This window comes from Streptococcus penaeicida (assembly GCF_002887775.1).
Classification (GTDB): domain Bacteria; phylum Bacillota; class Bacilli; order Lactobacillales; family Streptococcaceae; genus Streptococcus; species Streptococcus penaeicida.
The window spans coordinates 41,260-67,484 of sequence record NZ_LOCM01000006.1 but is presented as its reverse complement, the minus strand read 5'-3'; the positions used below and the strand labels follow the sequence as shown (position 1 = coordinate 67,484).

Here is a 26,225-nt window from a genome sequence, read left to right as displayed (position 1 = left end):
AAATAAGTGTCAAGCGAAAAACACAAAAAATTAGCACTCTTATAAAAAGAGTGCTAATTTTAATCAAATCGCGTTAAATCATTATCTTCTATCACCTTGATGAGTTTATTAGAATAATCTTTGTCATAGGCATAAATATAATCCTCTAAAGCTTGTGCAGGTGCCTTATAACCCTCTTGAGTGGCTAATTGACGATAAAGTTGCTGATCCCACACTTGCCCTTTTCTCAATGTAACAAAATAATCAGAAATCGAAGCTTCCCAATCATTGTAGCGAGAAAATCGCAACAAGGAATTTTCTGGATTTTGAGCAACTGGTCGTGAACTGATTAGTTGAACAGAGGCCTGACCAGGTCCTGCTAGCATGGCAAATAAATTGTGATAACGAGAAGCTAGCAAGGTTTGTCCACTTTGACTTTCCAATAAAATCTGACCAATAATCACTGATGGTCGAACACCGTACGTCTCAGCATAAGGCTTAACCACTGGGCCAATTTGGGCGATAAATTCTTTTTCTGAGTAAGGAACTGCCACTGTTTCGTAAGCCTGATTGGAATGGGCATTTTTGATAAGCGGAAAAACAAGTCCTAATAGGAACAAGAAAACCAATCCCAAGAATAGGGGTAATTTCAATCGAACTCTCATTCATTCTCCTTCAAAGCTTTAATAAACTCTTCTAATGAAAGATTATGTTTGGTCATATAGGCAGCAGCTTTTTTTCCGACATAACGGTAATGCCAATCCTCATAACCGACACCAGTACTATCTTTCTTATCTTCCTTAAAACGAAGAACAAAACCATACTCAGGAGCCATATCTACAATTTGCTTAACCACTGCAGGGTCACTCTGATTGAGTAAATCAACTGTACTCATGTCAATCGCTAAACCAGTCTGATGCTCACTAGAGCCTGCAGGCTGTGAATAGGTTTGGACAAGTTTTTCAGCAGCTTCTTGCGTTAAACTAGGGTCATTGGCCATTTCTTGATCGACATACCCTTGATATAGCTGAGCTTGATAGTCAACACTACGATAACCCGAGATGAGGTGTTCTTGCGGGTCGATAGCCTGAGCTGCCGCTAAAAAATTAGTGACCGCCTCCGCAATCCGAGCATCGACATAAATACCATTGATATCCGCAAGTTTAGGATTCATTTCATCCTTAGGATGATCACGATTAACTAAAACCAATTGCCAATCTTTAGTAGAAAGTTTCGGTAAATCACTAGCTGCTTTGCTAGTAGATTTTGATTTTTTCTTGACTACAGATTGACTAGCCACTGCCTGTTTTGGGTTAATGATATTACGATCACCTTTAATAAAAACATAGAGGCAGAAAGCAAATAATACTAAGGCAAAAAGCTGTAACAAAATGAGTAAAATTTTATTATTTTTCATGAGACATTTTTTCTATTATTTCTTGACCACGATAACGGTAACTCATATCACCTATGGCCTTAATCTGGAACTTACCATCCTCAAAATCAACAACCGTAACACTACCGTTATCAATAAATTGTTTTTCACGATTAGAATCAATAAGATACATAAAAGTACCAATAGTCATCCCATGACTAACAACGATGGCGTTACCTCCGCCAGAATTTTCAATGGATAAAGCAATGGCTTCAAAACCATCATATATTCTCTTTTTAAGTACATCCCAAGGTTCAGCCCAGTTAGCTGTATCAACTTCGACAATACTTTCAGCTAACTCTGAATACGGAACTTCACGCATGTTATTTTTACCTTCAAAGGCTTTTGTTCTGGGTAAAACACCCATAAAAAGCTCCGCGTCATAGGCACCATCCAAACTGCCAAAGCACCATTCACGTATTCTTTTATCTCTAGTATATGGGAGAAACTCATTTTCCGACTCACGGAGAATAATTTCCATGGTTTGCATGGTCCGCCCTGAATCACTTGAAAAAGCTGCTTTAAAAGGGATAGCCGCATCTTTTAAACCTAACCCTAATTCACGAATTCCTTCTTCGCCTTTTTTAGTTAATGGCGTATCGCTCCAGCCCTGAGCACGACCAATGGTATTAAACATGGTTTTTCCATGACGAGCAATATATAATCTGGTTTTAGTCATTGTCAACCTCCATAATCTCTACTTATTAAGATTATAGCATGATTTTAGCTTAAGAGACAAGGAAAGCCACACGCTACTATTACTTACCTAATCTAAGACTATCATGCAAAAAAAGGACACCACAATGTGATGTCACTTTCCAATTATGACTTATTTGTCATCTTCTTGTTTGATTTTTCCAATTTCTTTTTCAATCAAACCTTCAACTTCTAACTTTTTATCGCCGAGGACTTTCCCAGCAGCCTCTTTAGCACTGCCTTTAACTTCTTCAAACTTTGGATCAAATTTTTCTTCTGTCATAATAAAGCCTCCTTCTTATTTTTCTAAATGATAGCATGATTCAAAAAATAGCTCAAGGAAAAACTGGAATCTCTGACAGTCTAAATAGTGACTAATTAGTTTTTAAAGCTATGGATAGGAGCCGGAATCTGACCGCCACGCGCAATAAAATCAATTGAAGAATTCTGATTAACTGCCATGACAGGAGCTGTTCCTAAAAGACCGCCAAACTCAATCATTTCTCCTACTTTACCTTTTGGAATAATGCGAACAGCAGTTGTCTTTTGATTGATAACACCAATCGCCGCCTCATCTGCAATCATAGCAGCAATGGTTTGATAAGGCGTATCTTCCGGAATAGCAATCATATCCAAGCCGACAGAACAAATGGCCGTCATTGCTTCTAGTTTCTCTAAATTTAGAGCACCACTTTGAACTGCTGCAATCATTCCTTCATCTTCAGAAACAGGAATAAAGGCACCAGATAAGCCACCTACTTGGTTGCAGGCCATAACGCCACCTTTTTTAACAGCATCATTTAAAAGAGCAAGGGCAGCCGTTGTACCATGAGTACCGACAGCTTCCAGACCCATTTCTTCTAACACACGGGCAACAGAATCGCCAACAGCAGGTGTCGGGGCAAGAGATAAATCGACAATCCCAAATTTGACTCCAAGTCGTTCGCTAGCCATCTGACCAACCAGTTGACCAATCCGCGTAATTTTAAAGGCCGTTTTCTTAACCGTTTCAGCTAGAACATCAAAGCTCTCACCACGAACTTTTTCCAGTGCCCGTTTCACGACACCAGGTCCAGAAACACCCACGTTGATTACCGTATCTGCTTCACCAACACCGTGAAAAGCACCGGCCATAAATGGATTATCTTCAACAGCATTCGCGAAAACAACTAATTTAGCAGCCCCTAAATCAGATTCTTGAGCTGTTTCTTTTATGATCCGTCCCATATCAGCGACCGCAGACATGTTAATGCCTGACTTGGTTGAACCAATATTAACGGAAGCGCAGACCTTGTCGGTCTCAGCTAGCGCTTTTGGAATAGAATTAATCAGGATCTCATCACCTTTTTGGTAGCCCTTCTGAACTAAAGCTGAAAAACCACCAATAAAATCGACACCGATTTCATGGGCAGCCTTATCCAAAGCTTTGGCTAAAGGAAGGTAATCCTTAGCATCTGTCGCTGCACCAATTAGAGCGATTGGAGTGACAGAAACCCGTTTATTAACAATTGGAATTCCCAACTCAGCCGCAATCTCATCACCAACTGCAACAAGGTTACCAGCTTTAGAGACGATTTTTTGATAAATTTTTTCTGCTGCCTTATCAATGTCTGGATCGATACAGTCTAAGAGAGAAATCCCCATTGTAATAGTACGGATATCGAAATGTTGCTCTTCAATCATTTCAATTGTTTCAGAAACTTGTCTAATGTCCATGAACTGCAATCTCCTTATAAATTGTGCATAGCATCAAAGATAGCCGTACTTTGAATATTAATTTTAACTTGAAGGCTTTCACCAAAAGCAGTGAATTCTTCCCGTAATTGACTAAAGTCTTTTTTCTCTTCACTTGATACAAGAGCCATCATGGTAAAATAATCGCTTAGAACCGTTTGTGAAATATCATCGATATTCAACCCTAATTCAGCAATTTTCCCAGATACCCCAGCGACAATTCCTTTATTGTCCTTACCAACAACTGTAATGATTGCTTTCATGAAAGCACCTCCTTTTATTTGTTACATTTTATCACAATTGTAGGCATTATACTAGACATATCAAGAGTTAGCACTAGTTAGTTACAAATTGATGTCAACTATCTCAAAGTTGGCCTTATTTGTTACCTAACTGACAAGCTCTTTCAATAATACTCTCCTATAATAGGCTTGAAGCAACAGATTAAAAAGATAAGACAATTTTATTGTTGCTAATAAAACTAGCACCCTTTCAAGTTCAAGTCGAAATGGGTGCTTTTGTGACTTTTCAACCTGGTTAACCAAAGATTAATTTTACTTATTTGCTTTTTATCATTGACTTATCTTTTTATTCTGTTAGACTAAGGAGTGTAAATAAGTTTTTTGAGTCAAAGTATCAGTTTTAACTATGTTTTATCTCTTTAAGATTTTTTTTACAAATAATAATAAAAGAGGTAACTCAAAATGGCTCAAGGAACAGTAAAATGGTTTAACGCAGAAAAAGGCTTCGGCTTTATCACTCAAGAAGATGGTGCTGATGTATTCGCACATTTCTCAGCAATCCAAACTGATGGATTCAAAACTTTAGACGAAGGTCAAAAAGTTGAATTTGATGTTGAACAAGGTCAACGTGGTCTTCAAGCAACTAACATCACTAAAATTGGTTAATTAACATGAAGAACCCTAGCGCGCTAGGGTTCTTTTTTCGTCTAATTATTTATCTTATTTAAGCTCACGATGAAAAAGAGCAGACTCCTTGCCCCTAGCTCTATCTTTTTCGATAAAGGCATCAATATTTTTTGTGGTATTAGTAGACTTTATACTAAGTCCAGTTAGGAAGGACAATAACCAGCAGAATAAATAATATGATCATGAAAATTTCCATAATAATACCTCTTTTGCCATGACATATTCCTAAATCCTTCTCTTTTCAAGTAGAAAGTGACAAATACAGCAAATATTCTAAAAGAAAAAGTCCACTTCTGTGGACTCATTATTTTCTGCCTACTAAATAAGATACAACGACAACGACTAATGATGCACCGATGATAGATGGAACAAGAGCCATTCCTGCTAAATGCGGTCCCCAATCTCCAAAAATCCGTTGCCCAACATAGGAACCAAATAATCCGGCTGCAATATTAGCAAAACAACCCATTTGACCACCCTTTTCAGTAATTCTACCGGCGATCATCCCAATGATAGCGCCAACAATTAATGATCCAATCATAACGAACTCCTTTTCGTTTTTCCATATTATAACACAATGTTAGTAAAAGCAAAGTCAATTGTTTTATATTGGTAACTTATCATCCTCATCAATCCGTTTAACATTACGCATGATAATCCAATCACGATAAGAAATTAATAAAACTGAGGCTAATATCAAGGCCATCCCTAAAAGATCAATGGGATAGAAGACTTCTTTTAGGAGGAGAATAGCAAAAGCTACTGAGGCGACTGGTTCTACTGATGAAAGTAAACTCCCATTAACAGGTCCCACAAGGGCAGTACCTTTAAGAAAGATGGTGTAAGCAAAGATAGTTCCGACTCCAATTAATCCAAACAAGGCTATTAGATTATCCCCTGTTAGCGACAGGGGATGTTGCCAGGCTTGTGTCGCAAGGGGGAAAAAGCCACCGGCAAAAAGCATACCAAGGCCAATAATGACCAAACTCCCCCATTTTTCAATGAGTCGAGCTGGAATGATGATATAGAGGGCTGCAGTTATAGCTGAAAGTAAACCCCAGAACAAGCCCTTAGGTGTGATGGCTAATTGAGACAAGTTGCCGTGTGTAGCCATAATGATGGTTCCTAAGATAGCTAAAACCATAGCAACACATTCCGTAACAGAGGGTTTGCGTTTTTCCGTCAAGGAGACATAAAGCAAAATAAAAATTGGTGACAAAAACTGTAAGACCGTTGCAGTCCCTGCATTGGTAAATTGAACAGCATTGAGATAGGCATATTGGTTCATTAATAACCCAAATATGGCAAAGACCAAAATAGCAAACAAAAGCTTGGGTTGTTTGACGATAACTTTAAAATGATCTCTTTGAGTCATCAAAGCCAGACCGCACAAAAAAAGCCCTGAGAGCAACAAACGTAATGAGGTTAATAAGTCAACGTGAATACCATGGCTCATTAGATATTGACCAGACACACCTGAAATCCCCCAGGCTGTGGCTGCCGATAAAACCATAATACTTCCACTCCATTTTTTGGACATAACATTCCTTTCTTTTCAAAAACTAATCTTAGTGTAACATAGTTAGGAAAAGATTGATAGATGTTTTTGGGAGGGTTTTCATTATTTTTTAAAATCAAAAAAATGGGAGCTTCTGACCACCCAATTGTTAGATGCAACGGCGCACAATTGAGGAAGTCGGCAGAACCCATTCGTTTGGATTAACCTAATAATAGTTTTTCTAATTCAAGCGGTTGGATATATTGGCCGTCTTTATAGGCACGCATATTGCCTCCAGAGATTTCATCAATTAAAGCCACTTTGCCATCAATTTCACCAAATTCAAATTTAATATCATATAATTCTAAATCTTTTTTGGCAAGTTCATCTTTAACAACTTGACCAATTTGGCGAGCAAGATTAGCTAATTCATCATATTGAGCGAGACTTAAGATATTCAAGGTATCTAATGCGTCAGCCGTGATTAGTGGATCATTACGTTTATCGTCCTTCAAGGTAACTTCAACGTAAGGAGGAATGACTGTTCCTTCTTCAATATAGTCGCCATAGCGACGGATAAAGGAACCAACGGCACGGTAACGGACGATAACCTCAAGTCCTTTTCCAAAAACCTTAGCTTTGCGAACAATCGCTTCGTTTTTATCTACGTCAGCTGAAACAAAGTGAGTATTTAGTCCTAAAGCATTCAGTTTTTCGTAGAAGAATTTAGTCATTGAAACTGCTGAACGACCAGCTCCTTCAATTTGTAGGCCAACTTGGTTTTCACCTGGATCAAAGACGCCATCTTTACCGGTTACATCGTCTTTAAAATGCAAAAGAACTGTTTGCTCGTCAATTGAGAATACATCTTTGGTCTTTCCGCTATAAATTTTTTCCATAATTGTCTCCAATTTTTCTTGTATTGTTCTTTAATTATATAACTTTTTATCTTTTTTTCAATATTTTTCTTGATATCAATAGTAAAAAACGAACATTTATCAGATAAAGGGCAAAAAAAGAAAGACTAAGCTTTCTTTTTAATCTAATAATTTTTGTAATTCTTGAGCTAAGAGTTGTTGAGCCACTTGTGGGTTGGCTTGCCCTTTGGTTGCTTTCATCAAGAAACCTGTAAAAGCTTTGTCTGCATTCCGTTTGCCTGATTTAAAGTCTGCTACTGCAGCTTCGTTGTCAGCAAAGACTTGGTGAATAATTGGAATCAAGACATTTGGATCAGAAATTTGAACTAAACCAGCTTTTTCCACGTATTCACGGGCAGAACCACCATTTTTAGCCAAGTGTACGAAAACTTTTTTGGCAATTTTAGAAGAAATAGTGCCATCCGCAATTAATTGGATCATTTCTACTAGATTTTCTGGAGTTAGAGCAATAGTATCAATCCGTTGATTTTCTGAATTGAGGAATTGTGCAACTTCACCTTGTAACCAGTTAGAGACTAATTTCGCATCTCCTCCAAGCGCTACTGCCTTATCAAAGAAGTCTGATAGTGCTTTTGTTGCTGTTAATTGGCTGGCATCATAGTCAGAAAGACCTAATTGTGACACATACTCTGCTCGCCGGTCCGCTGGGAATTTTGGTAATTCAGAACGCATTTGATCAATCCATGCATCATCAATTTCATATAATGGTAGATCTGGCTCTGGGAAGTAACGGTAATCAGCAGCCCCTTCTTTAACCCGCATTAAGATAGTTCCTTTATTGGCCTCATCATAACGGCGTGTTTCTTGACGGATAATGCCGCCTGAACGGAGAATTTTCGCTTGACGTTCGACTTCATGTTCCAGTCCTTTACGGACATTAGAGAAGGAGTTAAGGTTTTTTAATTCCGTTTTTGTTCCAAAAGCTTTTTGGCCATATGGTCGAAGGGAAATGTTGGCATCAACACGCATTGAACCTTCTTCCATTTTGACATCTGAAATACCAGTATATTGAATGATTTCTTTAAGAGCTGTTAAATAGGCATAAGCTTCTTCAGGAGAACGCATATCAGCTTCTGAGACAATCTCAATTAATGGTACACCTTGTCGGTTGAGGTCGACATAAGAATAGCCATCTGTTCCATGAGTATTTTTACCTGCATCTTCTTCTAGATGAGCTCTTTCGATTCTGATTTTTTTCTCAGTGCCATCTTCCAGTTTAATCATAATCCAACCATCATATCCGATTGGCTCATCAAATTGGGAAATTTGATAAGCTTTGGGATTATCTGGGTAGAAATAATTCTTGCGGTCAAAATGCATGTTTTTATGGATATCCATATTGAGGGCCAGCGAAGCTTTGATTCCCGCATCAATAACACCTTTGTTAATGACTGGTAAAACGCCAGGGAATGACCAGTCAATAACATTGGTGTTTGCGTTAGCATCTTGCCCAAAATGGGCTGATGATGGTGAGAAAATTTTGGAGTTGGTGTTAAGTTCAACGTGAACTTCGAGTCCAATAATTGTTTCAAAATTCATTACTTGTCACCTCCAAAAATAAGCGGTTGTTGTTTATGGTAATCTGTTGTCGCTTCAAAGGCAGCGGCAGCTTGGTAGATGGTTTCTTCACTATATTTTGGTCCAATCAATTGTAAGCCAACTGGTAAACCATCTGCAAAACCAGAAGGAATAGAAATCCCTGGAAGTCCTGCTAAGTTGACTGGAATGGTTAATAGGTCCGCTAGATACATAGATACTGGATCATGATTGAGGGTATCTAAACCAAAGGCAACTGAAGGTGTTGTTGGGCCGATAATTAAGTCATAGTTAGCAAAAACTTTGGCAAAATCTTCAATAATTAGAGTACGCACTTTACCTGCTTTTTTGAAGTAAGCATCATAGTAACCTGAGGATAAACTAAAGGTTCCAAGCATGATTCGGCGTTTGACTTCATCACCAAAGCCTTGACTACGAGTTTGAACGTAAATATCATCTAAACTGTTTGCATTTTCTGCACGGAAACCATAACGGATACCATCAAAACGTTGCAAGTTGGAAGATGCTTCTGATGAGGCGATAATATAATAAACTGCAACGCCATATTTACTGTGCGGAAGGCTTACTTCTTCCACAATAGCACCTAATTTTTCGAATTGTTTAGCAGCCGCCAAGACATTTTCTTTAATTTGTGGGTCGATTCCTTCACCAAGATATTCTTTAGGTAAAGCTATCTTCATGCCTTTGATATCGTGACCAATTTTGCTAGTGTAGTCTGCTACTCGAACCGGCGCTGAGGTTGAATCTTTGGCATCAGGACTGGCAATGGCATTTAATAAATGAGCATTTTCTGCAACAGTTTGTGAAAATAGTCCAATTTGGTCTAATGAAGAACCAAAAGCGATAAGTCCATATCGAGATACAGCTCCATATGTTGGTTTCATCCCAACAACTCCATTAAAAGCTGCTGGCTGACGAATGGAGCCACCCGTATCAGAACCTAGTGATAAACGAACTTGACCCGAAGCGACAGCTGTAGCTGAACCTCCTGAAGAACCACCTGGAACTTTGGTTTGATCCCAAGCATTTTTGGTTTTTTTGAAATATGAGGTTTCAGTAGAGCCACCCATGGCAAATTCGTCCATGTTGGTTTTCCCAATCACGACCATATCCTTGTTAAGAGCATTTTCAATGGCTGTCGCGTTAAAAATTGGCTCATAATTGTAAAGCATTTTTGAAGCTGCAGTCGTTAAGATGCCTTTGGTTGAGATATTATCTTTAACCGCAAGTGGAATACCTGAAAGGATGTTATATTCGTCGATTCCTTTTTCATCAATAGCTTGAGCTTGGGCTAAAGCTGTTTCTTCAGCAATAGTAATGAAAGAGCCAATACTTTCTTCACGTTTTTTGATATCTTCAATCGTTGAAATTGTTAATTCTTTAGCCGAAATTTCTTTAGCCACCAACATTTCATGAAGTTCAGATAGATTTTTTGTATTCAATGACATTAGGCATCTCCTCCATCTTCTAGAATGGCAGGTACTTTAATATAATTATTCTCATGTTGAGGGACATTTTTAAATAACAAGTTACGTTCAGTTCCTTTTTGTGCGACATCTTGACGCATCACATTTTTACGGTCAGCCATCGTACTTGTAATAGCAACACCTTCTGTATCAACCTCATTCAGTAATTCAACCATTTCAACAATTTTTGTCAAAGTAGTGGCAAATTCACTGGTTTCTTGATCAGAAAATGTTAATTTTGATAGAGTGGCTACATGGCGCACTTCTTCTTCAGAAATTTTCATCATTTCTCCTTAGTTCTATTTTTACATAGTCTAAATTATTATATCACAAATGACCTCAATTCAGCTAGCTAACTCCCCTCAAATCCTGGGATACTAAGCAAGAAAAAAAGTGGACCTAGAAGAAAGAATCACCACCAACTCTTCTAGGTCCACTGCATTTGTTTCGAGAGACAAATATGAGGTTTTATTTATTTATAAGGGCTGCTTTACCCCTCATAAACCGTAATTATTTATCACGGCTAACAGCATTACCATCTTTGCTGATTTTTGCTTGCGCCGCTGCCAATTTGGCAATTGGAATTCTAAATGGTGAGCAAGAAACATAGTTCAAACCTTGTTGGTAACAGAAACCAACAGTTGCTGCTTCACCACCGTGTTCTCCACAAATACCCATCTTCAAGTCTGGCTTGGTTTCACGACCTAATGTAACAGCCATACCAAGAAGTCGTCCAATACCATTTTGATCTAAGACTTGGAAAGGATCTTTATCGAAAATACTTTTTTCAATGTATTCACCTAAGAACTTACCAGCATCATCACGAGAGAAACCAAAGCCCATTTGAGTGAGGTCGTTAGTACCAAAACTGAAGAAGTCAGCTTCTTTAGCAATTTCATCAGCAGTCACACAGGCACGAGGAATTTCGATCATCGTACCAATAGTGTAAGACATGGTCACACCAGCTTTTTCCAATTCTTGATCCACAGTTTCAGCAATTAATTTGCGAAGAATGCGAAGTTCATCCACAATACTTACAAGAGGCACCATGATTTCAGGCGCAACAGTAAAGCCTTCTTGACTAGCTTGGATCGCACCTTGGGCAATAGCACGCGCCTGCATTTGATACATTTCTGGGTAAGTAATCGCAAGGCGACATCCACGATGTCCTAACATTGGGTTGAATTCTGCCAACTCATGGATACGTTTTTCCAACATGCGTGTAGGCATGCCAAGCTGACCAGCAAGACTTTCGATAGAAGCCTTATCATGTGGTAAGAATTCATGCAATGGTGGGTCCAAAAGGCGGATTGTACAAGATTTGCCATCAAGCGCTTTAAAGAGTTCATAGAAGTCACCGCGTTGGTGAGGTAATAATTTCTCTAAAGCTTTTTCACGGTCTTCAAGATTGTCCGCAACGATCATTTCACGAACCAAAGGAATACGTTCTTCATCAAAGAACATATGCTCTGTACGGCAGAGACCAATACCTTCCGCACCGAATTCTAGGGCTTTGCGAGCATCACGTGGGTTATCAGCATTAGAACGTACTTTCATATCACGTTCTTGGTCAACCCAAGCCATAAATTCTTCGAAGTCAGCATCAAGAGCAGTTGCTGCCATTGGGATTTGACCAATATAAACGGCACCTGTTCCACCGTCAATTGATAAGAAATCACCTTCTTTGATGGTCACTTGACCCATAGTGATTTCTTTCTGTACTTCGTCGACTTGAAGCTGGCTACAACCTGCAACACAAGGTTTACCCATTCCACGCGCAACTACCGCTGCGTGTGATGTCATACCACCACGTGCTGTGATGATCCCTTTTGCTGATACCATTCCTTCAATATCTTCCGGAGATGTTTCTTGTCTAACAAGAAGAACTTCTTTTCCAGCTTTAGCTTCTTTTACAGCATCATCAGCATGGAAGTAAACTTGTCCACAAGCAGCACCTGGTGAGGCTGGAAGTCCACCTGTTAAACGCTGTGCTTTTTGCAAATCTTTAGGGTCAAAAGCTGGATGCAAGAGTTGTTCCAATTGACCTGGCTCAATGCGCATGATAGCTTCTTCTTTAGTGATTAGACCTTCTTTTACTTGGTCTACGGCAATCTTGATGGCAGCTTTGGCAGTCCGTTTACCGTTACGGGTTTGCAGCATGAAGAGTTTGCCTTTTTCAATAGTGAACTCAACATCTTGCATGTCATGGTAGTGTTGTTCAAGTAATTTCGTAATATTTACAAATTCTTGATAGATTTCTGGTAAATCTTCTTTAAGGCGGTCGATAGATTGAGGTGTACGGATACCGGCAACGACATCTTCACCTTGGGCATTGATTAAGTATTCACCGAACAAGTGGTTTTCACCTGTCGAAGGGCTACGAGTGAAAGCAACCCCTGTTCCGCTGTTTTCACCCATATTCCCAAAGACCATTGCTTGAATGTTAACGGCAGTTCCCAAGGTATGAGAAATGTCGTTCAAGCGACGATAAACTTTGGCACGAGGGTTATTCCAAGATTTGAAAACTGCTTCAATGGCTAATAAGAGTTGTTCTTTTGGATGTTGTGGGAATTCTTTTCCTGTTTCTTCCAAATAAATTTTCTTGTATGCGGTTACAATTTCTTGTAGGTCTTGACTTGTTAATTGTGTATCATCAGTAAAACCTTTTGCTTCTTTTGCTTGGTCTAAGATTGCTTCAAATTTGTATTTTGGAATACCAATAGCAACATCCGCAAACATTTGAATGAAACGACGGTAGCTATCATAAGCGAAACGTTCGTTATCAGTTGCAGCAATAAGTCCTTGAACACTTGTGTCATTTAATCCAAGGTTCAAAATGGTATCCATCATCCCTGGCATAGAGAAGACAGCACCTGAACGTACTGATACTAATAAAGGATCTTGATCACTTCCAAGGCGTTTACCTTGCTCCAATTCAAGAGCAGCCAAAGCCTGATCAATTTCATTTAAAATTTCAGAACGAATTAATTCACCATTGTCATAGTAATCATTACATGCTTCAGTTGTAATAGTGAATCCTTGAGGTACTGGTAGGCCGATACTTGTCATTTCTGCTAAGTTGGCACCTTTACCACCAAGTAATGATCTCATGTCTTTATGACCTTCTGCAAAACGATAAACAAATTTTCTTTCCATGATTTCCTCCAATTTATAGGCTGTTATTTTTTAGGATTTCCAAAATGATAGTTGCTGTTTCTTCAATGGCTTTATCGGAAACATTAATGATTGGACATTTTAATTTTCGCATCAACTCTTCAGCATAGACTGCTTCTTCATAGATACGATCACGGTTAGCATAAGAGGCTGTACTTGACAGTCCCATGGATTTCAGTCTTTCCTTACGAACTTGACTAAGCCGCTCTACTGAATTGGTTAAACCAATAATCTTTTTGGGACTAATCTCGTAGATTTCTTTAGGAATTGGTACTTCTGGAACTAAAGGGATATTGACGACCTTAACATGTTTGTCAGCCAAGTACATACTTAGGGGCGTCTTAGAGGTCCTTGAAATTCCTAGTAGAACCAAGTCTGCTAAAAGGATACCGCGAGGGTCTTTCCCATCGTCATATTTGACTGCAAATTCAATGGCTTCAACCCGCTTAAAGTATTCTCGGTCTAATTTCCGTAATAATCCTGGTTGACCTAAAGGTGATAAACCAGAAATTTTCGACATAGCCTTGATGACATTCGAAAGAAGGTCAACATAAACAAAATTTTCTTCTTCTGAACGCATCTTGCATATTGAGCCAATTGATCATCAACTAATGAAAACATGAGGCAGACATTTTTATTTTTGGCTTTTTCAAAAACGGCATCCAGAAGTTCTTTATTATTAATGTATGAAAAGCGTTCAAAACGCCACTTATCATGCTGGGGGAATTGTTGCATACAAGCATTGGCAATGGCTCTAGCCGTCTCACCTAATGAATCTGAAATAATATAAAGCGTTAATTGTTCGTCCATGCTACCTCCTTTCTATTCCTTTATTTCTAAAAAGAGCTTGGTAATAATTGTTTTTGAAAGTTTGCCAACTACTTTGGCCTTGCCATTTTCCGCATAGCGAACCACTGGGAGAGAATCAACTTGTCTTTCCACTAAGGTTTCAGCTGCTTCAAGAACCAGTTCCTCTTCCAAAACAGTCGTAACATTTGGCGTCCGAGTCATAATCATCCCGATTGGAATTTTACTCAAGTCGCCGCCACCAATACTTGCTTTTAAGAGGTCTTTACGCGATACAACACCACAGAAATAATCTTCCTCATCAAGAATAAAGGCGCAACCCGCATCTTCCATAAAGATTTTGACAATCACGTCATAAACTGATTCTGTCTGGTGGGCCGTTAAAGGAATTCCCATAATATCAGACACCTTCATGTCCTTAAAATGGTTGTATTCATTTTTCTGATCATCTATTCCCACGTAAAAATAGCCAACCTTTGGTTTGGCATCTAAAAGTCCGATCATGGTTAAGACCACCAAATCAGACCTCAAAGCTGCCCGGGTCACTTTTAAATACTCAGCGATTTTTTCACCTGTTATGGGCTGGTGCTCTTGCACGATTTGGCTAATCTCTTCTTGTCTCTTCGTTAGTTGAATAATACTCACCACTTTCCTAATGTGCTATACTATTTATTATATAGTATATTATAATACTGTAATTTTTAAAAATCAAGTAGAAAAATAAAAAATACTTTTTATTTATGTCCAATATTTACTTACTATTATTTAAATCTTCTGCAAAAATGTCATTTTAGATTCCTATGACTACAATAAGAAGAATTAAACCTTAAATCATTAGAAAAATTCGGAAACACAGAAAAAGACCCTATTTCAACTGAGATAGGGTCTTGCTTTTATCTTTCTAAAGTACCAGTCCAAGCTCCAGTTCCACCTTCGACATTGATGACATCATAGCCATTAGCTTCTAGGAAGTCGCAAGCTCTTGCCGAACGACCACCCGATTGGCAGATAATGTGCAAAGTTTCGCCTTTTGGCAATTCTGTGTAATTGTTTGCTAGAGATGATAGAGGAAAATTAACTGCACCCGGAACATGTCCCATATTGTACTCGTCCACTTCACGAACATCAATTAAATGAAGTTTACTATCAGCTAGTAAGTTAGCTAGCTCCTGAATCGTTTCGCTTTTCATTTTTCAATCCTTTCTGGATAAACCGTGCTATAGAGGGCATAAGCACCATCTAAGTTTTCAACATTAAAACCATTTTGTTTAAGGATGCGTTCCGCAATATAAGACCGCAAACCAGACTGACAGGAAACAATGTATTCCTTAGCCGCATCAAGCTCACCAATTCGGCTGCGCAAGTCATCCAGTGGGATGTTGCTGGCATTGCCAAAATGACCTCTGGAGAATTCACTGGTAGTTCGCACATCCAAGAGTACTTTCCCTGCTGCCAAAGCCTCCTCTATTTGATAATGCTGAATACTTTGACTGGTACCTTCCATCAAGTTAATAGCGGCATAACCAGCCATATTAACGGGGTCTTTGGCAGAGCCAAAAGGTGGGGCATAAGTGAATTCTAACTCCGGTAAATCGAAGACAGTCAGGCCTCCCTTGATCGCGGTAGCCAAAATGTCAATCCGTTTGTCAACACCCTTCTTGCCCACTGCTTGAGCCCCGTAAATCCGGCCACTATTTTTACCAAAAACCAACTTAAGGTTAATATCAGTAGCACCTGGGAAATAAGAAGCGTGATCCTTACCGCTGATATGAAGGACTTCCACATCGTCAAACTCCTGACGGGCCACGCGCTCACTCAAGCCAGTTGAAGCTGCTCCCAAGCCGAAAACGCGGACGATTGCTGTCCCGATACTACCCTTGTTTGGACGCTCGATACCCGCAATCACATCGGCCACTTGGCGACCTTGACGATTAGCTGGGTTGGCTAAGGAAATCAAAGCATCCTTGCCGGTAATTTCCTGCTTAACCACAATGGCATCACCAACAGCATAAACATCTGGCAAATTGGTTTGGTAATGGTCATCCACCAATATACCACCCTTAAGACCCAATGCCACACCGGCTTCTTTGGCAATATCTGAGGCTGGGCTAACCCCAACTGACATGATGGTCAAATCTGATTCTAGAGTCCGGCCATCAGTTAGGCTGATGACTTTTCCTTCTTGTGAAAAGGCCTGCGCAGATTGGCCTGTAATGACCGTGATGCCCTTAGCGACCAGTTCATTTTCAACGAAACGAGCCATTTCTTGGTCCAGAGGTGGCAGAATTTGCGGCGCCATCTCAACAATAGTGACCTGGTAGCCTTTTTGAGCTAGGCTTTCAGCCATTTCAAGTCCGATAAAGCCTGCTCCAATAACCGTTGCTTTGCCTAGATTTTGACCACTGATATGAGCCAAAATCTGATCTAAATCTGGAATGTTACGCAAACTGTAGACATTTTTGGCTTCTTCCAGCCCAGTGGTTGGCGGAATAAAAGGTTTGGCACCTGGAGATAGAATTAATTTATCATAACTTTCTGTGTAGTCCTTACCATCATGTCTGACAGTAACTGTTTTCTTTTCAGGATTGATGGCCAGCACTTCTGAATTTGGTCGAACATCCAGATTAAATCTGGCTTTCAGACGTTCTGGGGTTTGGACCAAAAGTGCTTCTCGCTCGGCGATTTCACCAGAAACATGGAAGGGAAGTCCACAGTTGGCGAAAGAAACATAAGGTCCTTTATCAAAGACGATAATTTCGGCATCTTCCATGAGACGACGGAGACGGGTTGCGGCCGACATGCCACCGGCTACTCCACCAATAATAATAATTTTCATACTAATACCTTTCCTTTACTTCTTTTTAGTGATTTGTGGGCCTAGCCAACGGGACATGCCGCCCTTGACATTGACCGTTTGATAACCCATAGCATTTAAGTGCTGACAAGCTCGCTTACTGCGAAGACCAGAGTGACAAATGACATAATAAGTCTTTTTTTGATTTCCCTTGAAAGTTTTGATTTGATTTAAGGGAATATTTCTTGCTCCTTGAATATGGCCAGCTTGATATTCTTGATTGGTTCTGACATCTAAAAGTTCTATCGTTTGCTCAGCCTTAAGCCTAGCTAGCTGACTGGTTGTGATTGCTTCTTGTTTTTTTCCAAAAAGATTAAAAATCATGGCAACTCCTTTATATACCCTATATGGTATACTAAGAATAGCATGCTCATTGATGAAAGTCAAGAAATTACGCTAGCAAAAAATTGACAAATAGATTTTTGCAACGTATAATGGCTAAGGAAATGAGGTTTTTATGAGGACAGAGAAAAAAGATATTATCAATAGATTAAAACGTACCGAAGGCCAGTTGCGTGGGGTTCAAAAAATGATTGAGGACGACAAAACATGTTTTGATATCATAACCCAGCTAACAGCCATTCGCTCCAGTATCAATTCAACCATGGGTGTTATCATTGGCAATAAAATTACCGATGTCATCGAAAACCCTGTCGAGGATCCTGAACTCCAAGAAGAACGCATTAACCAAGCAGTAAACCTAATTATCAAAAAATAAAAGACAACAAAATGAGCCATGGACTTCTTGTCCTTGGCTCATTTTGTTGCTTAAATTTCTTTTAGTTTTTCAAAAATACCTTCATTGATAACTTTAAGGTAGGTACCTTTCATTCCAAGGGAACGACTTTCAATAATACCAGCACTTTCCAATTTTCTCAAAGCATTAACAATTACTGAACGGGTAATACCAATACGATCAGCAATAACTGATGCTGTTAAACGACCTTCATTACCATCTAATTCACCAAGAATAGCTGCAACAGCCTTCATTTCAGAATAAGATAAGGTATTCATAGCCATATTAACGGCAGTTTGTTTACGGATAGTTTCTTCAAGGTTTTCTGTTTGAAGATTTAGCAACTGGATACCCACAACGGTACTTGAAATTTCAATCAAGATCAAGTCATCATCATTAAATTTTGTATCATTACGCCAGATAATCAATGAACCAAGACGCATACCACCACCATAAATAGGTGCGATTGTCGTCAATCCTTCAGGAAAATCTTCTTTCGATTCAACTGGGAAAATAGTCAATTCACTATCGATAGGCAAGTTTGCTTCTGTATCATAAACGCGACTTGCAGCCTTAACGTAGCTTTCTGGGAATTGCTGAGCAGCAAAGAATTCTTCAACACGGTCATTGTTGGTTTTGTACTTCATAGCATATCCAAGAAGAGTTCCACCACCATTGATAATGCAAGCATTACAATCGATGATATCCGCTAATCGAGATGCCATGATATTATATGGTAATTCAGCTTCTAAACTATCGACAGAACGCTGAAGAATAGATGTGATTTTACGAGTTTTTTCTAATAAATTGGGCATAATTCACCTGTTTCCTTTGATATTTTTCGACTCAATTATACCAAAGAATGTTAGATTAAGCAAGGAATTATCAGAAAATTGTTTATAATTTCTACAATTCATATTTTTCAAGACTTTTAACCATTTTTTCAGAAAAAAAGCCTCGAATATTTTCGAGACTTTCCTTTTTTCTCTTCTTAATGAGATTTTGATTAACGGCGATAGTTATTTAAAACTCGTGTAATTTTCTCTTGAACATCTGCCAATTCTTCAACTGTTGGCAAATAAACAATACGGAAATGATCTGGGTCTTTCCAGTTAAATCCACGTCCATGAACTAGCATAACTTTTTCTTGTTGAAGTAAGTCTAAAACAAACTGCTCATCATCGTCAATACGGTAAATATTTCGGTCAATCTTAGGGAAAATATAGAGACCAGCTTGAGGTTTCACAGCCGAAAGACCTGGGATATTATTGATGGCTTCATAGATAAAGTTTCTTTGTTCATAAATACGACCACCAGGTAGCAAAAGTTTATCCACCGATTGATGCCCACCTAAAGAGGTTTGGACAACTTGTTGCGCTAAAACATTTGAACAAAGACGCATATTAGCCAGCATATTAATACCTTCAATATAACCGCGAACATTTTCTTTAGGACCTGAGAGCACCATCCATCCCACACGGAAACCTGCAATACGGTGAGATTTAGATAGACCATTCATGGATACACAGAAAACATCTGGAGCTAAGCTAGCAATAGCAATATGCTCACCACCATCCATCACCAATCGGTCATAGATTTCATCAGCGAAGATAATCAATTGATGCTCACGGGCAATCGCAACAATTTCTTCTAAAAGCTCTTTCGGATATAAAGCACCAGTTGGGTTATTTGGATTAATAACGACAATTGCCTTAGTGCGATCAGTAATTTTAGAGCGAATATCGTCTAAATCAGGATACCAATTAGCTTCTTCATCACAAATGTAATGACGGGCATGACCTCCTGCTAGACTGACACAGGCAGTCCACAAAGGATAGTCTGGCATAGGGACAAGAACCTCATCGCCATCATCTAATAAGGCTTGCATCGACATAGAGATTAACTCTGAGACGCCATTCCCCAAATAAATATCATTGATATCAACATCTGGAAATTCTTTCAATTGACAGTATTGCATAATTGCTTTACGGGCAGAAAAAATCCCACGACTATCTGAATAGCCTTCACTGCTACGAGCATTTAGGATTAAGTCGCGAATAACTTCATCAGGGGCTTCAAAACCAAAAGCAGCTGGATTACCAGTGTTTAAACGAAGAATTTTTTCGCCATTAGCCATCATTCGCTCTGCTTCTTCCAATACTGGACCTCGAATATCATAGGCAACGTGTTCTAACTTGGATGATTTCTCAAATATTTTCATAACTTTTACCTCGTAATAAACATTATATCAAAATCACTAAAAATAAAAAGAATTTTCCAACAATTTTAGGGATGAAAAATCCCAATAAAAAAATTTCTGAAAAAACGTTAACCGCTTTCAAATATTTAAAAAAAGGAGTATAATATAGTAAATAGAAATTAGCAACTTCGTAATAAAAGGAGGTCGTCACTATGATCCAAAAATATGAACATATCTTAGTTGCCGTCGATGGTTCTTTTGAATCTGAACTTGCCTTTGATAAAGGTGTCAACGTTGCCTTACGGAATAACGGTGAACTCATTTTAGCTCACGTTATTGATACTCGGGCCTTACAAAGCGTTGCTACTTTTGATACCTATATTTATGACAAGTTAGAACAAGAAGCCAAAGAAGTCCTTTCTGACTTAGAAAAACAAGCACGTGAACAAGGCGTTACCAACGTCAAACAAGTGATTGAATTTGGAAATCCAAAAAATCTCTTAGCTCATGAAATACCGGATCGGGAAAATGTTGACCTGATTATGGTCGGGGCTACTGGTTTAAATACTTTCGAACGTCTATTGATTGGTTCATCTTCTGAATACATCATGCGTCATGCTAAAGTAGACTTGTTAGTTGTTCGTGATAATAACAAAACCTTATAACAAAAGCTTGAGTAGTTTTAGCTACTCAAGCCTTTTCTTTTTCTAAACGCTGCAAAGATTTTTGGAGCTGTTTATCAAGCTCTTTTTTGATGGCTTTTTCCGGAGCATATTGTTTCTCCCAATTATCAGGTTTTAAAACCTTATGAGTAACCGGATCGAAATGCGCCTTACCATCTGGGAAAAGTTTCCCCATATTTGATTCATGGACAGTTTCAAAGATTGGTTGTGGGTCCACACCCATTAAAACAAAGGAACCATAGGTGAAATAAAGCAAGTCTGTCAAAGCATCAACTTGTGCTACTAATGGTGAATCAGTATTATCCTTATCCTGAACTTTAATAGCAGCCTTATCAATAGCCGAATGCATGTCCATCAAAGCTTGTGTAAATTTATTCTTATCACCTTGACTGGCAGCATGAATGAATTCAACCAATTCTTCAATTTTGAAATCAGCACGATGACTAGCATCCTTCAAAGAGTAACCTCTCGGGGTCTCAATGGTATCACCATCCATAACACGATGGAAATCTTTGACTTTGTTGAAGTTTTCATCCCGACTCTTAAAGCTTTTCTCAACATCAAAGTGAATCAAGCCATAATGAGCTAAGGCCTTAGAAATACCACCATTGTTATTTGAGGAAGTGACAAAGCTAGCGTCGGCTTTAAGGAGATCATCGGCATTACCCATTGCAACCCCAATACCGACACCATTAAGCATTTCAATGTCGTTATCAGAATCGCCAAAAGCCATAACTTCTGACAGTTCAAAGCCATACATTTCACCTAGACGTTCAATCCCCTTGATTTTTGATTGATCAACTGAAATCAAGTCAATCGAGTAGGGACTACTTCTGGTGATTTTTATATGGGGGAATTTTTCTTTGATTGCAGCTGTTTCTTCGGCAGAGGCAACCATCACAATTTGATAAATAGGTTCCCGCATGATCGTTACTAAATTATCAAAACTCTGAGGTTTAACTCGTCTAATTAAATTCTTAAAACTGCCCTCAACTGTCCGAACCATACTTTTAGGAACAATACTTGAGACCACCTGGCCAAATTGACTGGTTCCCATATCAATAATCCGAGAACCTGCTAAACCAGATGCTGTCCCAAGTGAAACTTCCTTTTTCTTATCACTAGCATATCGGATGACACGATAAATCAATGATTTCGGTAATTGATTTTGGTAAAGGATCTTATCTCTGGTTAAAATGTATTGTCCATTATAAGTAACAGCGAAATCCAAACCAAAGTTTTCTAAAAAAGGCTGCACAAAACCTGGGCCACGGCTAGTTGCCAAGCCCACCATAATTCCTTGTTTTTTTAAACTTTGTATGGCTTTTTGTGTTGTTTTTTGAACATTTTTTCGGTCATTTAATAACGTCCCATCAATGTCAAAAAAGACTGCTTTAATTGTCAAAACCTTCTTTACTCTCTTCTGTTTATGATAGAATAGATTATAACATATTTCGAAGGAAGAATGGCAAATAATGAAAGAAATTCTCGTATTACACACAGGAGGAACAATTTCCATGCAGGCTGATGCTAATGGAAAAGTTGCCCCAAATAACATAAACCCCATGACTCAAGTTGGATTAGACATCGATAATATCAATTTAACCGTCATCGACTTTCTAAATCTGCCAAGCCCCCATATTATCCCCAAGCACATGTTGGCCCTCTATCACAAAATTAAAGAAATTGGTGACAACTATGATGGCATCGTTATCACCCACGGAACGGACACTTTAGAAGAAACCGCCTACTTTATTGATACAATGGAAGTCCCAGATATCCCTATCGTTCTCACAGGTGCTATGCGGTCCTCCAATGAAATAGGTAGCGATGGTATTTACAACTACTTAACAGCCATTAAAGTTGCCAGTCATGACAAATCAAAAGGTAAAGGCGTTCTTGTGGTTATGAATGATGAAATCCACGCCGCCAAATATGTAACAAAAACCCATACAACTAACGTTTCCACCTTTCGCACACCAACACATGGTCCTCTTGGTGTTATTATGAAAAATGATATCCTCTTTTTCAAAACAGCTGAGCCCCGAGTTCGCTTTGATCTCCAAACTGTTTCAGGCACCGTTCCAATCATTAAAGCCTATGCCGGAATGGGCGATGGGTCTATCCTAAGCCTCCTCAATCCCGACAGTATCCAAGGACTAGTTATCGAAGCCCTCGGAGCTGGAAACATTCCTCCGCTAGCAGCTCCCGAAGTACAACGACTTATCGCTCTTGGGATCCCTGTAGTCTTAGTTTCACGTTGCTTCAACGGTATCGCCGAACCCGTGTATGCCTACCAAGGTGGTGGTGCCATGCTGCGCGATGCCGGAGTCATGTTTGTCAAAGAACTCAATGCCCCTAAAGCCCGCTTAAAACTCTTGATTGCCTTAAATGCCGGTTTAAATGGCCAAGCTTTAAAAGATTACATTGAAGGATAAAAAATGAAACCTAGCTAGATTCTCTAGCTAGGTTCTTATTCATTATGGTAGGATATTGCCTGCGCTTCGATAGATGTCATACCACTCAGTACGAGTGAGGTTGACTGAATTAGCTTGGGCAATTTTTTTCAATCGTTCTGGATTCATAGAACCAACAATGGCTTGCATTTGTGCCGGATGACGTAAAATCCAAGCAATGATGATTGCTTCTGAAGATACTTGGTATTGATTGGCAAGATTTTCAATCGTTTCATTTAATTCTTGATAATCAGGATTGCCAGTAAATAATCCCTTGTCCAAATCAATTTGGAAAGGCGACCAGGCTTGAATCGTAACCTTATTTAAGCGACAATATTCAACCACACCATTATCACGGTCAATACCAGCTTGACTACGCATATTAACATTCAAACCAGCATCAAACATTGGTGTATGAGCAGGTGATAATTGCATTTGGTTAACGGCAATTTTTTGGTCCATGTAAGTTTGTAAAAGTTCCATTTGATAGCGATTTTGGTTACTAACACCAAAATGTTTAACCTTACCAGCTTTTTCCAATTGGGTAAAGGCTTCAGCCACTTCTTCAGGTTCCACTAAAACATCTGGGCGGTGAAGGACTAAAAAATCTAAATGATCTGTTGCCAGACGGCTTAAAATGCCTTCAACAGATGAAATAATATGCTCTTTTGAAAAATCAAAATAACCTTTTTGAATACCACATTTTGATTGTAGAATATAATCATCGCGGTTTAAACCTAAATTTTTAGCTGCTTGGGCAAAACGGATTTCTGATTCTCCGCCACCATAGATATCAGCGTGATCAATAAAGCTAATGCCTTCTTCCAAAGCAGTCGCAATTGTTTTTTCGGCTTGAGCGACATCTAAAGCTGCCATCCGCATACAACCTAAAGCAATACGCGAGGCCTCAAGTCCTGTTTGTCCAATGAGTTGTGTTGTCATAAGATTCTCCTTTTTGACTAATAGCTTTCTCTATTATAGCATGAATTGCAACCGATTTCTTAATCGAGACTGACTTTTTAATCCTAACTCAAGCTTTGCCAGTTTCCTAGACACTTAAAATCCCCCTAGTCAAAAGCTCCTTGTTCCTCTAAATTGTTGGCAATAACTTGCCAGCGCGGATCGATTTGCCAATTTTCTTGACCAGCAATCTCACTAGCCACCCTTCTGGCTTCTTCCAAAATAGGGTAGTCTTCTAACAAATCGGCCGTTTTAAATTCTGGAATCCCAGACTGTCTAGTCCCGAAGATTTCACCCGAACCCCGCATTTTCAAATCAGCTTCAGCCAAAACAAAACCATCAGTGGTGTCAGTCATAATCTTCATCCGCTCTTTACCGCTATCCGTTTTTGGATTCGAAACCAGAACTGCATATGATTGTTTATGACCACGACCAACCCGGCCACGTAGCTGGTGTAACTGACTGAGACCAAAACGGTCAGCATCCATAATCAACATGATACTAGCATTAGGAACATTAACCCCAACTTCAATAACTGTTGTCGAAACTAGAATATCTGTCTCTTGATTTTTGAAGGCTTGCATGATGGTATCCTTGTCCTCGTTTTTCATCTTACCATGCATGAGGGCAATTCTTGCTTGATCTTTAAAGTACTCTTTCAACTCTTGTTCTAAAGCGACAGCGTTTTTTAAATCCAGTGCCTCTGATTCTTCAATCAAGGGAGATATAACATAAACTTGGGCGCCCTTGGCGATTTCTTGCCCCATCCAAGCCAAAACCTTATCCAATTGTTCATGTTTGACCCAACGGGTAATAATGGGTTTGCGACCTGCTGGCAGTTCGTCGATGATAGAGACATCCATTTCTCCATAGGCTGTAATGGCTAAAGTTCGTGGAATCGGAGTCGCGGTCATCATCAGAACATCTGGATTTGCGCCTTTTTCTCGGAAAACTCGCCTTTGTTTGACACCAAAACGGTGTTGCTCGTCCGTAATAACCAAGCCTAAACGGTGGTATTGGACAGCATCTTGAATCAGGGCATGGGTCCCAACAATCATGTCTACAGAACCATCCGCAATAGCTGCCAAAGCACTCCGTCTAGCAGCTGCTTTCATACCTGATTTGAGAATAGCAATAGACAAATCTGGGAATAATTCCGTCAAACTTTGGTAATGCTGTTCCGCCAAAATTTCGGTTGGAACCATCAAGGCTGACTGAAATCCCGCCGTGTAGGCTGCATACATAGCCAAGCTGGCAATAACTGTTTTACCAGACCCCACATCCCCTTGCAAAAGCCGATTCATGTGTTGACCAGTCCGCATGTCCTTCAAAATATCGACCAAACTACGAGCCTGAGCTCCCGTCAATGGGAAAGGCAAACTTTCAATAACAGCATCCACAGCTTTTTGGTCGAAGGGAATCATCAGTCCAGAGGTCTCAGTCTTATTAGCATGTTTGAGAACCTGTAATTGCATTTGGAAATAGAAGAGTTCTTCAAACTTAATCCGTCTAAGTGCCTGCCGGTATTCTGCTAAATCCACAGGGAAATGCATAGCCTTAATAGCTTCTTGACGCGGCATGAGCCGGTATTTTTGAATCAGCATTTCAGGAATATTTTCCTCAATTTGGCTTAAAAGTTGACTGTCAAAAGCCGCTTTAATGGCTTTGATTAAAGCAGACTGACTAACACCTTGAGTGACATGGTAAACCGGCTGTAAATCGTCTTCCAAACTCAGTAAAAATTTCATTCCTGTTAAACTGGCTTTTTTCTGATCCCATTTACCAAAAATAGCCACTTCTTTATCAAGCTCAATTTTATCAGCTAAATAAGGTTGATTGAAGAAGTTAATAGCGATAACCAATTCACCCTGCTTAATTTTAAAGGCTAGGCGATTTCGCTTAAACCCGTAGTACTGCACATTTGCCGGTGTGACAACAGTGCCTGTGACAACAGCTTTCTCACCATCCTGCAAGTCAAAAACGGACTTGCTTTTAAAATCCTCATAACGAAAAGGATAATAGAGCAGTAAATCCTTGATGGTGAAAATATCTAATTTTTGGAATTTCTCAGCTGATTTGGGGCCAAAACCCTTCAATTCTGATACTGGTGACTCGATATGCAT

General features: G+C 39.2%; 26 protein-coding genes and 1 pseudogene. 4 read left to right on the top strand and 23 right to left on the bottom strand.

Going from position 1 to position 26,225, the window contains the following annotated elements; all coding sequences use genetic code 11:
- Positions 1 to 59: 59 nt before the first annotated feature.
- The 6 genes from AT575_RS01005 to AT575_RS00980 all read right to left on the bottom strand — a co-directional run bounded on the left by AT575_RS01005 (position 60) and on the right by AT575_RS00980 (position 4,107).
- Positions 60 to 644 (bottom strand): glucosaminidase domain-containing protein, encoded by a 585-nt coding sequence (locus AT575_RS01005; protein ID WP_102776768.1) that lies wholly within the window; start codon positions 642 to 644, stop codon positions 60 to 62.
- Complete coding sequence (locus AT575_RS01000) at positions 641 to 1,396, bottom strand: M15 family metallopeptidase (RefSeq protein ID WP_102776767.1); 756 nt, start codon at positions 1,394 to 1,396, stop codon at positions 641 to 643. The genes AT575_RS01005 and AT575_RS01000 overlap by 4 nt, the downstream gene beginning before the upstream one ends.
- Complete coding sequence (locus AT575_RS00995) at positions 1,386 to 2,093, bottom strand: histidine phosphatase family protein (protein ID WP_102776766.1); 708 nt, start codon at positions 2,091 to 2,093, stop codon at positions 1,386 to 1,388. The genes AT575_RS01000 and AT575_RS00995 overlap by 11 nt, the downstream gene beginning before the upstream one ends.
- A gap of 150 nt (positions 2,094 to 2,243) precedes the next feature.
- Entirely contained in the window at positions 2,244 to 2,393 is a 150-nt protein-coding gene (locus AT575_RS00990; RefSeq protein ID WP_102776765.1) for a CsbD family protein, read from the bottom strand.
- 95 nt (positions 2,394 to 2,488) lie between these two features.
- Positions 2,489 to 3,826 carry a PFL family protein gene (locus AT575_RS00985; RefSeq protein WP_102776764.1) on the bottom strand — a complete coding sequence of 446 codons (1,338 nt, stop codon included), beginning with the start codon at positions 3,824 to 3,826 and terminating at the stop codon, positions 2,489 to 2,491.
- Between the two features lie 14 nt (positions 3,827 to 3,840).
- Positions 3,841 to 4,107 (bottom strand): ACT domain-containing protein, encoded by a 267-nt coding sequence (locus AT575_RS00980; protein ID WP_102776763.1) that lies wholly within the window; start codon positions 4,105 to 4,107, stop codon positions 3,841 to 3,843.
- Positions 4,108 to 4,548: 441 nt separating this feature from the next.
- Here AT575_RS00980 and AT575_RS00975 point away from each other — a divergent pair, with 441 nt between their 5' ends.
- Positions 4,549 to 4,752: a cold-shock protein gene (locus tag AT575_RS00975; protein WP_102776762.1), complete on the top strand. Its 204-nt coding sequence runs from the start codon at positions 4,549 to 4,551 to the stop codon at positions 4,750 to 4,752.
- Positions 4,753 to 5,077: 325 nt separating this feature from the next.
- On the opposite strand, the gene AT575_RS00970 is transcribed toward AT575_RS00975, so the two are convergent.
- The 12 genes and pseudogenes from AT575_RS00970 to AT575_RS00915 form a co-directional block, all read right to left on the bottom strand.
- A complete protein-coding gene (locus AT575_RS00970; RefSeq protein WP_102776761.1) occupies positions 5,078 to 5,314 on the bottom strand; it encodes a GlsB/YeaQ/YmgE family stress response membrane protein in 237 nt (78 codons plus the stop codon).
- A 63-nt stretch (positions 5,315 to 5,377) separates the two neighbouring features.
- Positions 5,378 to 6,313, bottom strand: a complete 936-nt coding sequence (locus AT575_RS00965; protein ID WP_102776760.1) for a DMT family transporter — start codon at positions 6,311 to 6,313, stop codon at positions 5,378 to 5,380.
- 179 nt (positions 6,314 to 6,492) lie between these two features.
- A complete protein-coding gene (locus tag AT575_RS00960; protein ID WP_102776759.1) occupies positions 6,493 to 7,170 on the bottom strand; it encodes a phosphoribosylaminoimidazolesuccinocarboxamide synthase in 678 nt (225 codons plus the stop codon).
- Positions 7,171 to 7,308: 138 nt separating this feature from the next.
- A complete protein-coding gene (gene gatB, locus AT575_RS00955; RefSeq protein ID WP_102776758.1) occupies positions 7,309 to 8,748 on the bottom strand; it encodes an Asp-tRNA(Asn)/Glu-tRNA(Gln) amidotransferase subunit GatB in 1,440 nt (479 codons plus the stop codon).
- The gene (gatA, locus tag AT575_RS00950; protein WP_102776757.1) at positions 8,748 to 10,214 is read right to left on the bottom strand and encodes an Asp-tRNA(Asn)/Glu-tRNA(Gln) amidotransferase subunit GatA; all 1,467 of its coding nucleotides are present in this window, start codon (positions 10,212 to 10,214) and stop codon (positions 8,748 to 8,750) included. Before gatA ends, gatB begins: the two co-directional genes overlap by 1 nt.
- Positions 10,214 to 10,516, bottom strand: a complete 303-nt coding sequence (gatC, locus tag AT575_RS00945) for an Asp-tRNA(Asn)/Glu-tRNA(Gln) amidotransferase subunit GatC (protein ID WP_102776756.1) — start codon at positions 10,514 to 10,516, stop codon at positions 10,214 to 10,216. Before gatC ends, gatA begins: the two co-directional genes overlap by 1 nt.
- A 226-nt stretch (positions 10,517 to 10,742) precedes the next feature.
- Complete coding sequence (gene ppdK, locus AT575_RS00940) at positions 10,743 to 13,388, bottom strand: pyruvate, phosphate dikinase (RefSeq protein ID WP_102776755.1); 2,646 nt, start codon at positions 13,386 to 13,388, stop codon at positions 10,743 to 10,745.
- A gap of 13 nt (positions 13,389 to 13,401) precedes the next feature.
- A pseudogene (locus tag AT575_RS00935) lies at positions 13,402 to 14,216 on the bottom strand (pyruvate, water dikinase regulatory protein).
- A 12-nt stretch (positions 14,217 to 14,228) separates the two neighbouring features.
- Complete coding sequence (gene ccpN / locus AT575_RS00930; protein ID WP_102776754.1) at positions 14,229 to 14,858, bottom strand: transcriptional regulator CcpN; 630 nt, start codon at positions 14,856 to 14,858, stop codon at positions 14,229 to 14,231.
- Between the two features lie 248 nt (positions 14,859 to 15,106).
- Positions 15,107 to 15,403 (bottom strand): rhodanese-like domain-containing protein, encoded by a 297-nt coding sequence (locus AT575_RS00925; protein ID WP_102776753.1) that lies wholly within the window; start codon positions 15,401 to 15,403, stop codon positions 15,107 to 15,109.
- Positions 15,400 to 17,049 carry an FAD-dependent oxidoreductase gene (locus tag AT575_RS00920; protein ID WP_102776752.1) on the bottom strand — a complete coding sequence of 550 codons (1,650 nt, stop codon included), beginning with the start codon at positions 17,047 to 17,049 and terminating at the stop codon, positions 15,400 to 15,402. Before AT575_RS00920 ends, AT575_RS00925 begins: the two co-directional genes overlap by 4 nt.
- A 15-nt stretch (positions 17,050 to 17,064) precedes the next feature.
- The gene (locus AT575_RS00915) at positions 17,065 to 17,391 is read right to left on the bottom strand and encodes a rhodanese-like domain-containing protein (protein ID WP_102776751.1); all 327 of its coding nucleotides are present in this window, start codon (positions 17,389 to 17,391) and stop codon (positions 17,065 to 17,067) included.
- A 133-nt stretch (positions 17,392 to 17,524) separates the two neighbouring features.
- Between AT575_RS00915 and AT575_RS00910 the strand changes: the two genes are divergently transcribed.
- A complete protein-coding gene (locus AT575_RS00910) occupies positions 17,525 to 17,785 on the top strand; it encodes a metal-sensitive transcriptional regulator (RefSeq protein WP_102776750.1) in 261 nt (86 codons plus the stop codon).
- A gap of 50 nt (positions 17,786 to 17,835) precedes the next feature.
- Here the strand turns inward: AT575_RS00910 and codY are convergent, their stop codons facing one another.
- Together codY and AT575_RS00900 are read right to left on the bottom strand one after the other, a co-directional pair.
- Positions 17,836 to 18,618: a GTP-sensing pleiotropic transcriptional regulator CodY gene (gene codY / locus AT575_RS00905; protein ID WP_102776749.1), complete on the bottom strand. Its 783-nt coding sequence runs from the start codon at positions 18,616 to 18,618 to the stop codon at positions 17,836 to 17,838.
- A 191-nt stretch (positions 18,619 to 18,809) separates the two neighbouring features.
- Positions 18,810 to 20,024 (bottom strand): pyridoxal phosphate-dependent aminotransferase, encoded by a 1,215-nt coding sequence (locus AT575_RS00900; RefSeq protein ID WP_102776748.1) that lies wholly within the window; start codon positions 20,022 to 20,024, stop codon positions 18,810 to 18,812.
- Positions 20,025 to 20,215: 191 nt separating this feature from the next.
- On the opposite strand from AT575_RS00900, the gene AT575_RS00895 reads away from it, so the two are divergent.
- Positions 20,216 to 20,668: a universal stress protein gene (locus AT575_RS00895; protein ID WP_102776747.1), complete on the top strand. Its 453-nt coding sequence runs from the start codon at positions 20,216 to 20,218 to the stop codon at positions 20,666 to 20,668.
- Positions 20,669 to 20,693: 25 nt separating this feature from the next.
- Here AT575_RS00895 and AT575_RS00890 read toward each other — a convergent pair whose 3' ends face one another.
- Positions 20,694 to 22,091: a Cof-type HAD-IIB family hydrolase gene (locus AT575_RS00890; RefSeq protein WP_102776746.1), complete on the bottom strand. Its 1,398-nt coding sequence runs from the start codon at positions 22,089 to 22,091 to the stop codon at positions 20,694 to 20,696.
- 70 nt (positions 22,092 to 22,161) lie between these two features.
- On the opposite strand from AT575_RS00890, the gene AT575_RS00885 reads away from it, so the two are divergent.
- Positions 22,162 to 23,124 (top strand): asparaginase, encoded by a 963-nt coding sequence (locus AT575_RS00885; RefSeq protein ID WP_102776745.1) that lies wholly within the window; start codon positions 22,162 to 22,164, stop codon positions 23,122 to 23,124.
- A 42-nt stretch (positions 23,125 to 23,166) separates the two neighbouring features.
- Here the strand turns inward: AT575_RS00885 and AT575_RS00880 are convergent, their stop codons facing one another.
- On the bottom strand, positions 23,167 to 24,084 hold the full coding sequence (locus tag AT575_RS00880; RefSeq protein WP_102776744.1) for an aldo/keto reductase: 918 nt from the start codon (positions 24,082 to 24,084) through the stop codon (positions 23,167 to 23,169).
- 125 nt (positions 24,085 to 24,209) lie between these two features.
- A complete protein-coding gene (gene recG, locus AT575_RS00875; protein ID WP_102776743.1) occupies positions 24,210 to 26,225 on the bottom strand; it encodes an ATP-dependent DNA helicase RecG in 2,016 nt (671 codons plus the stop codon).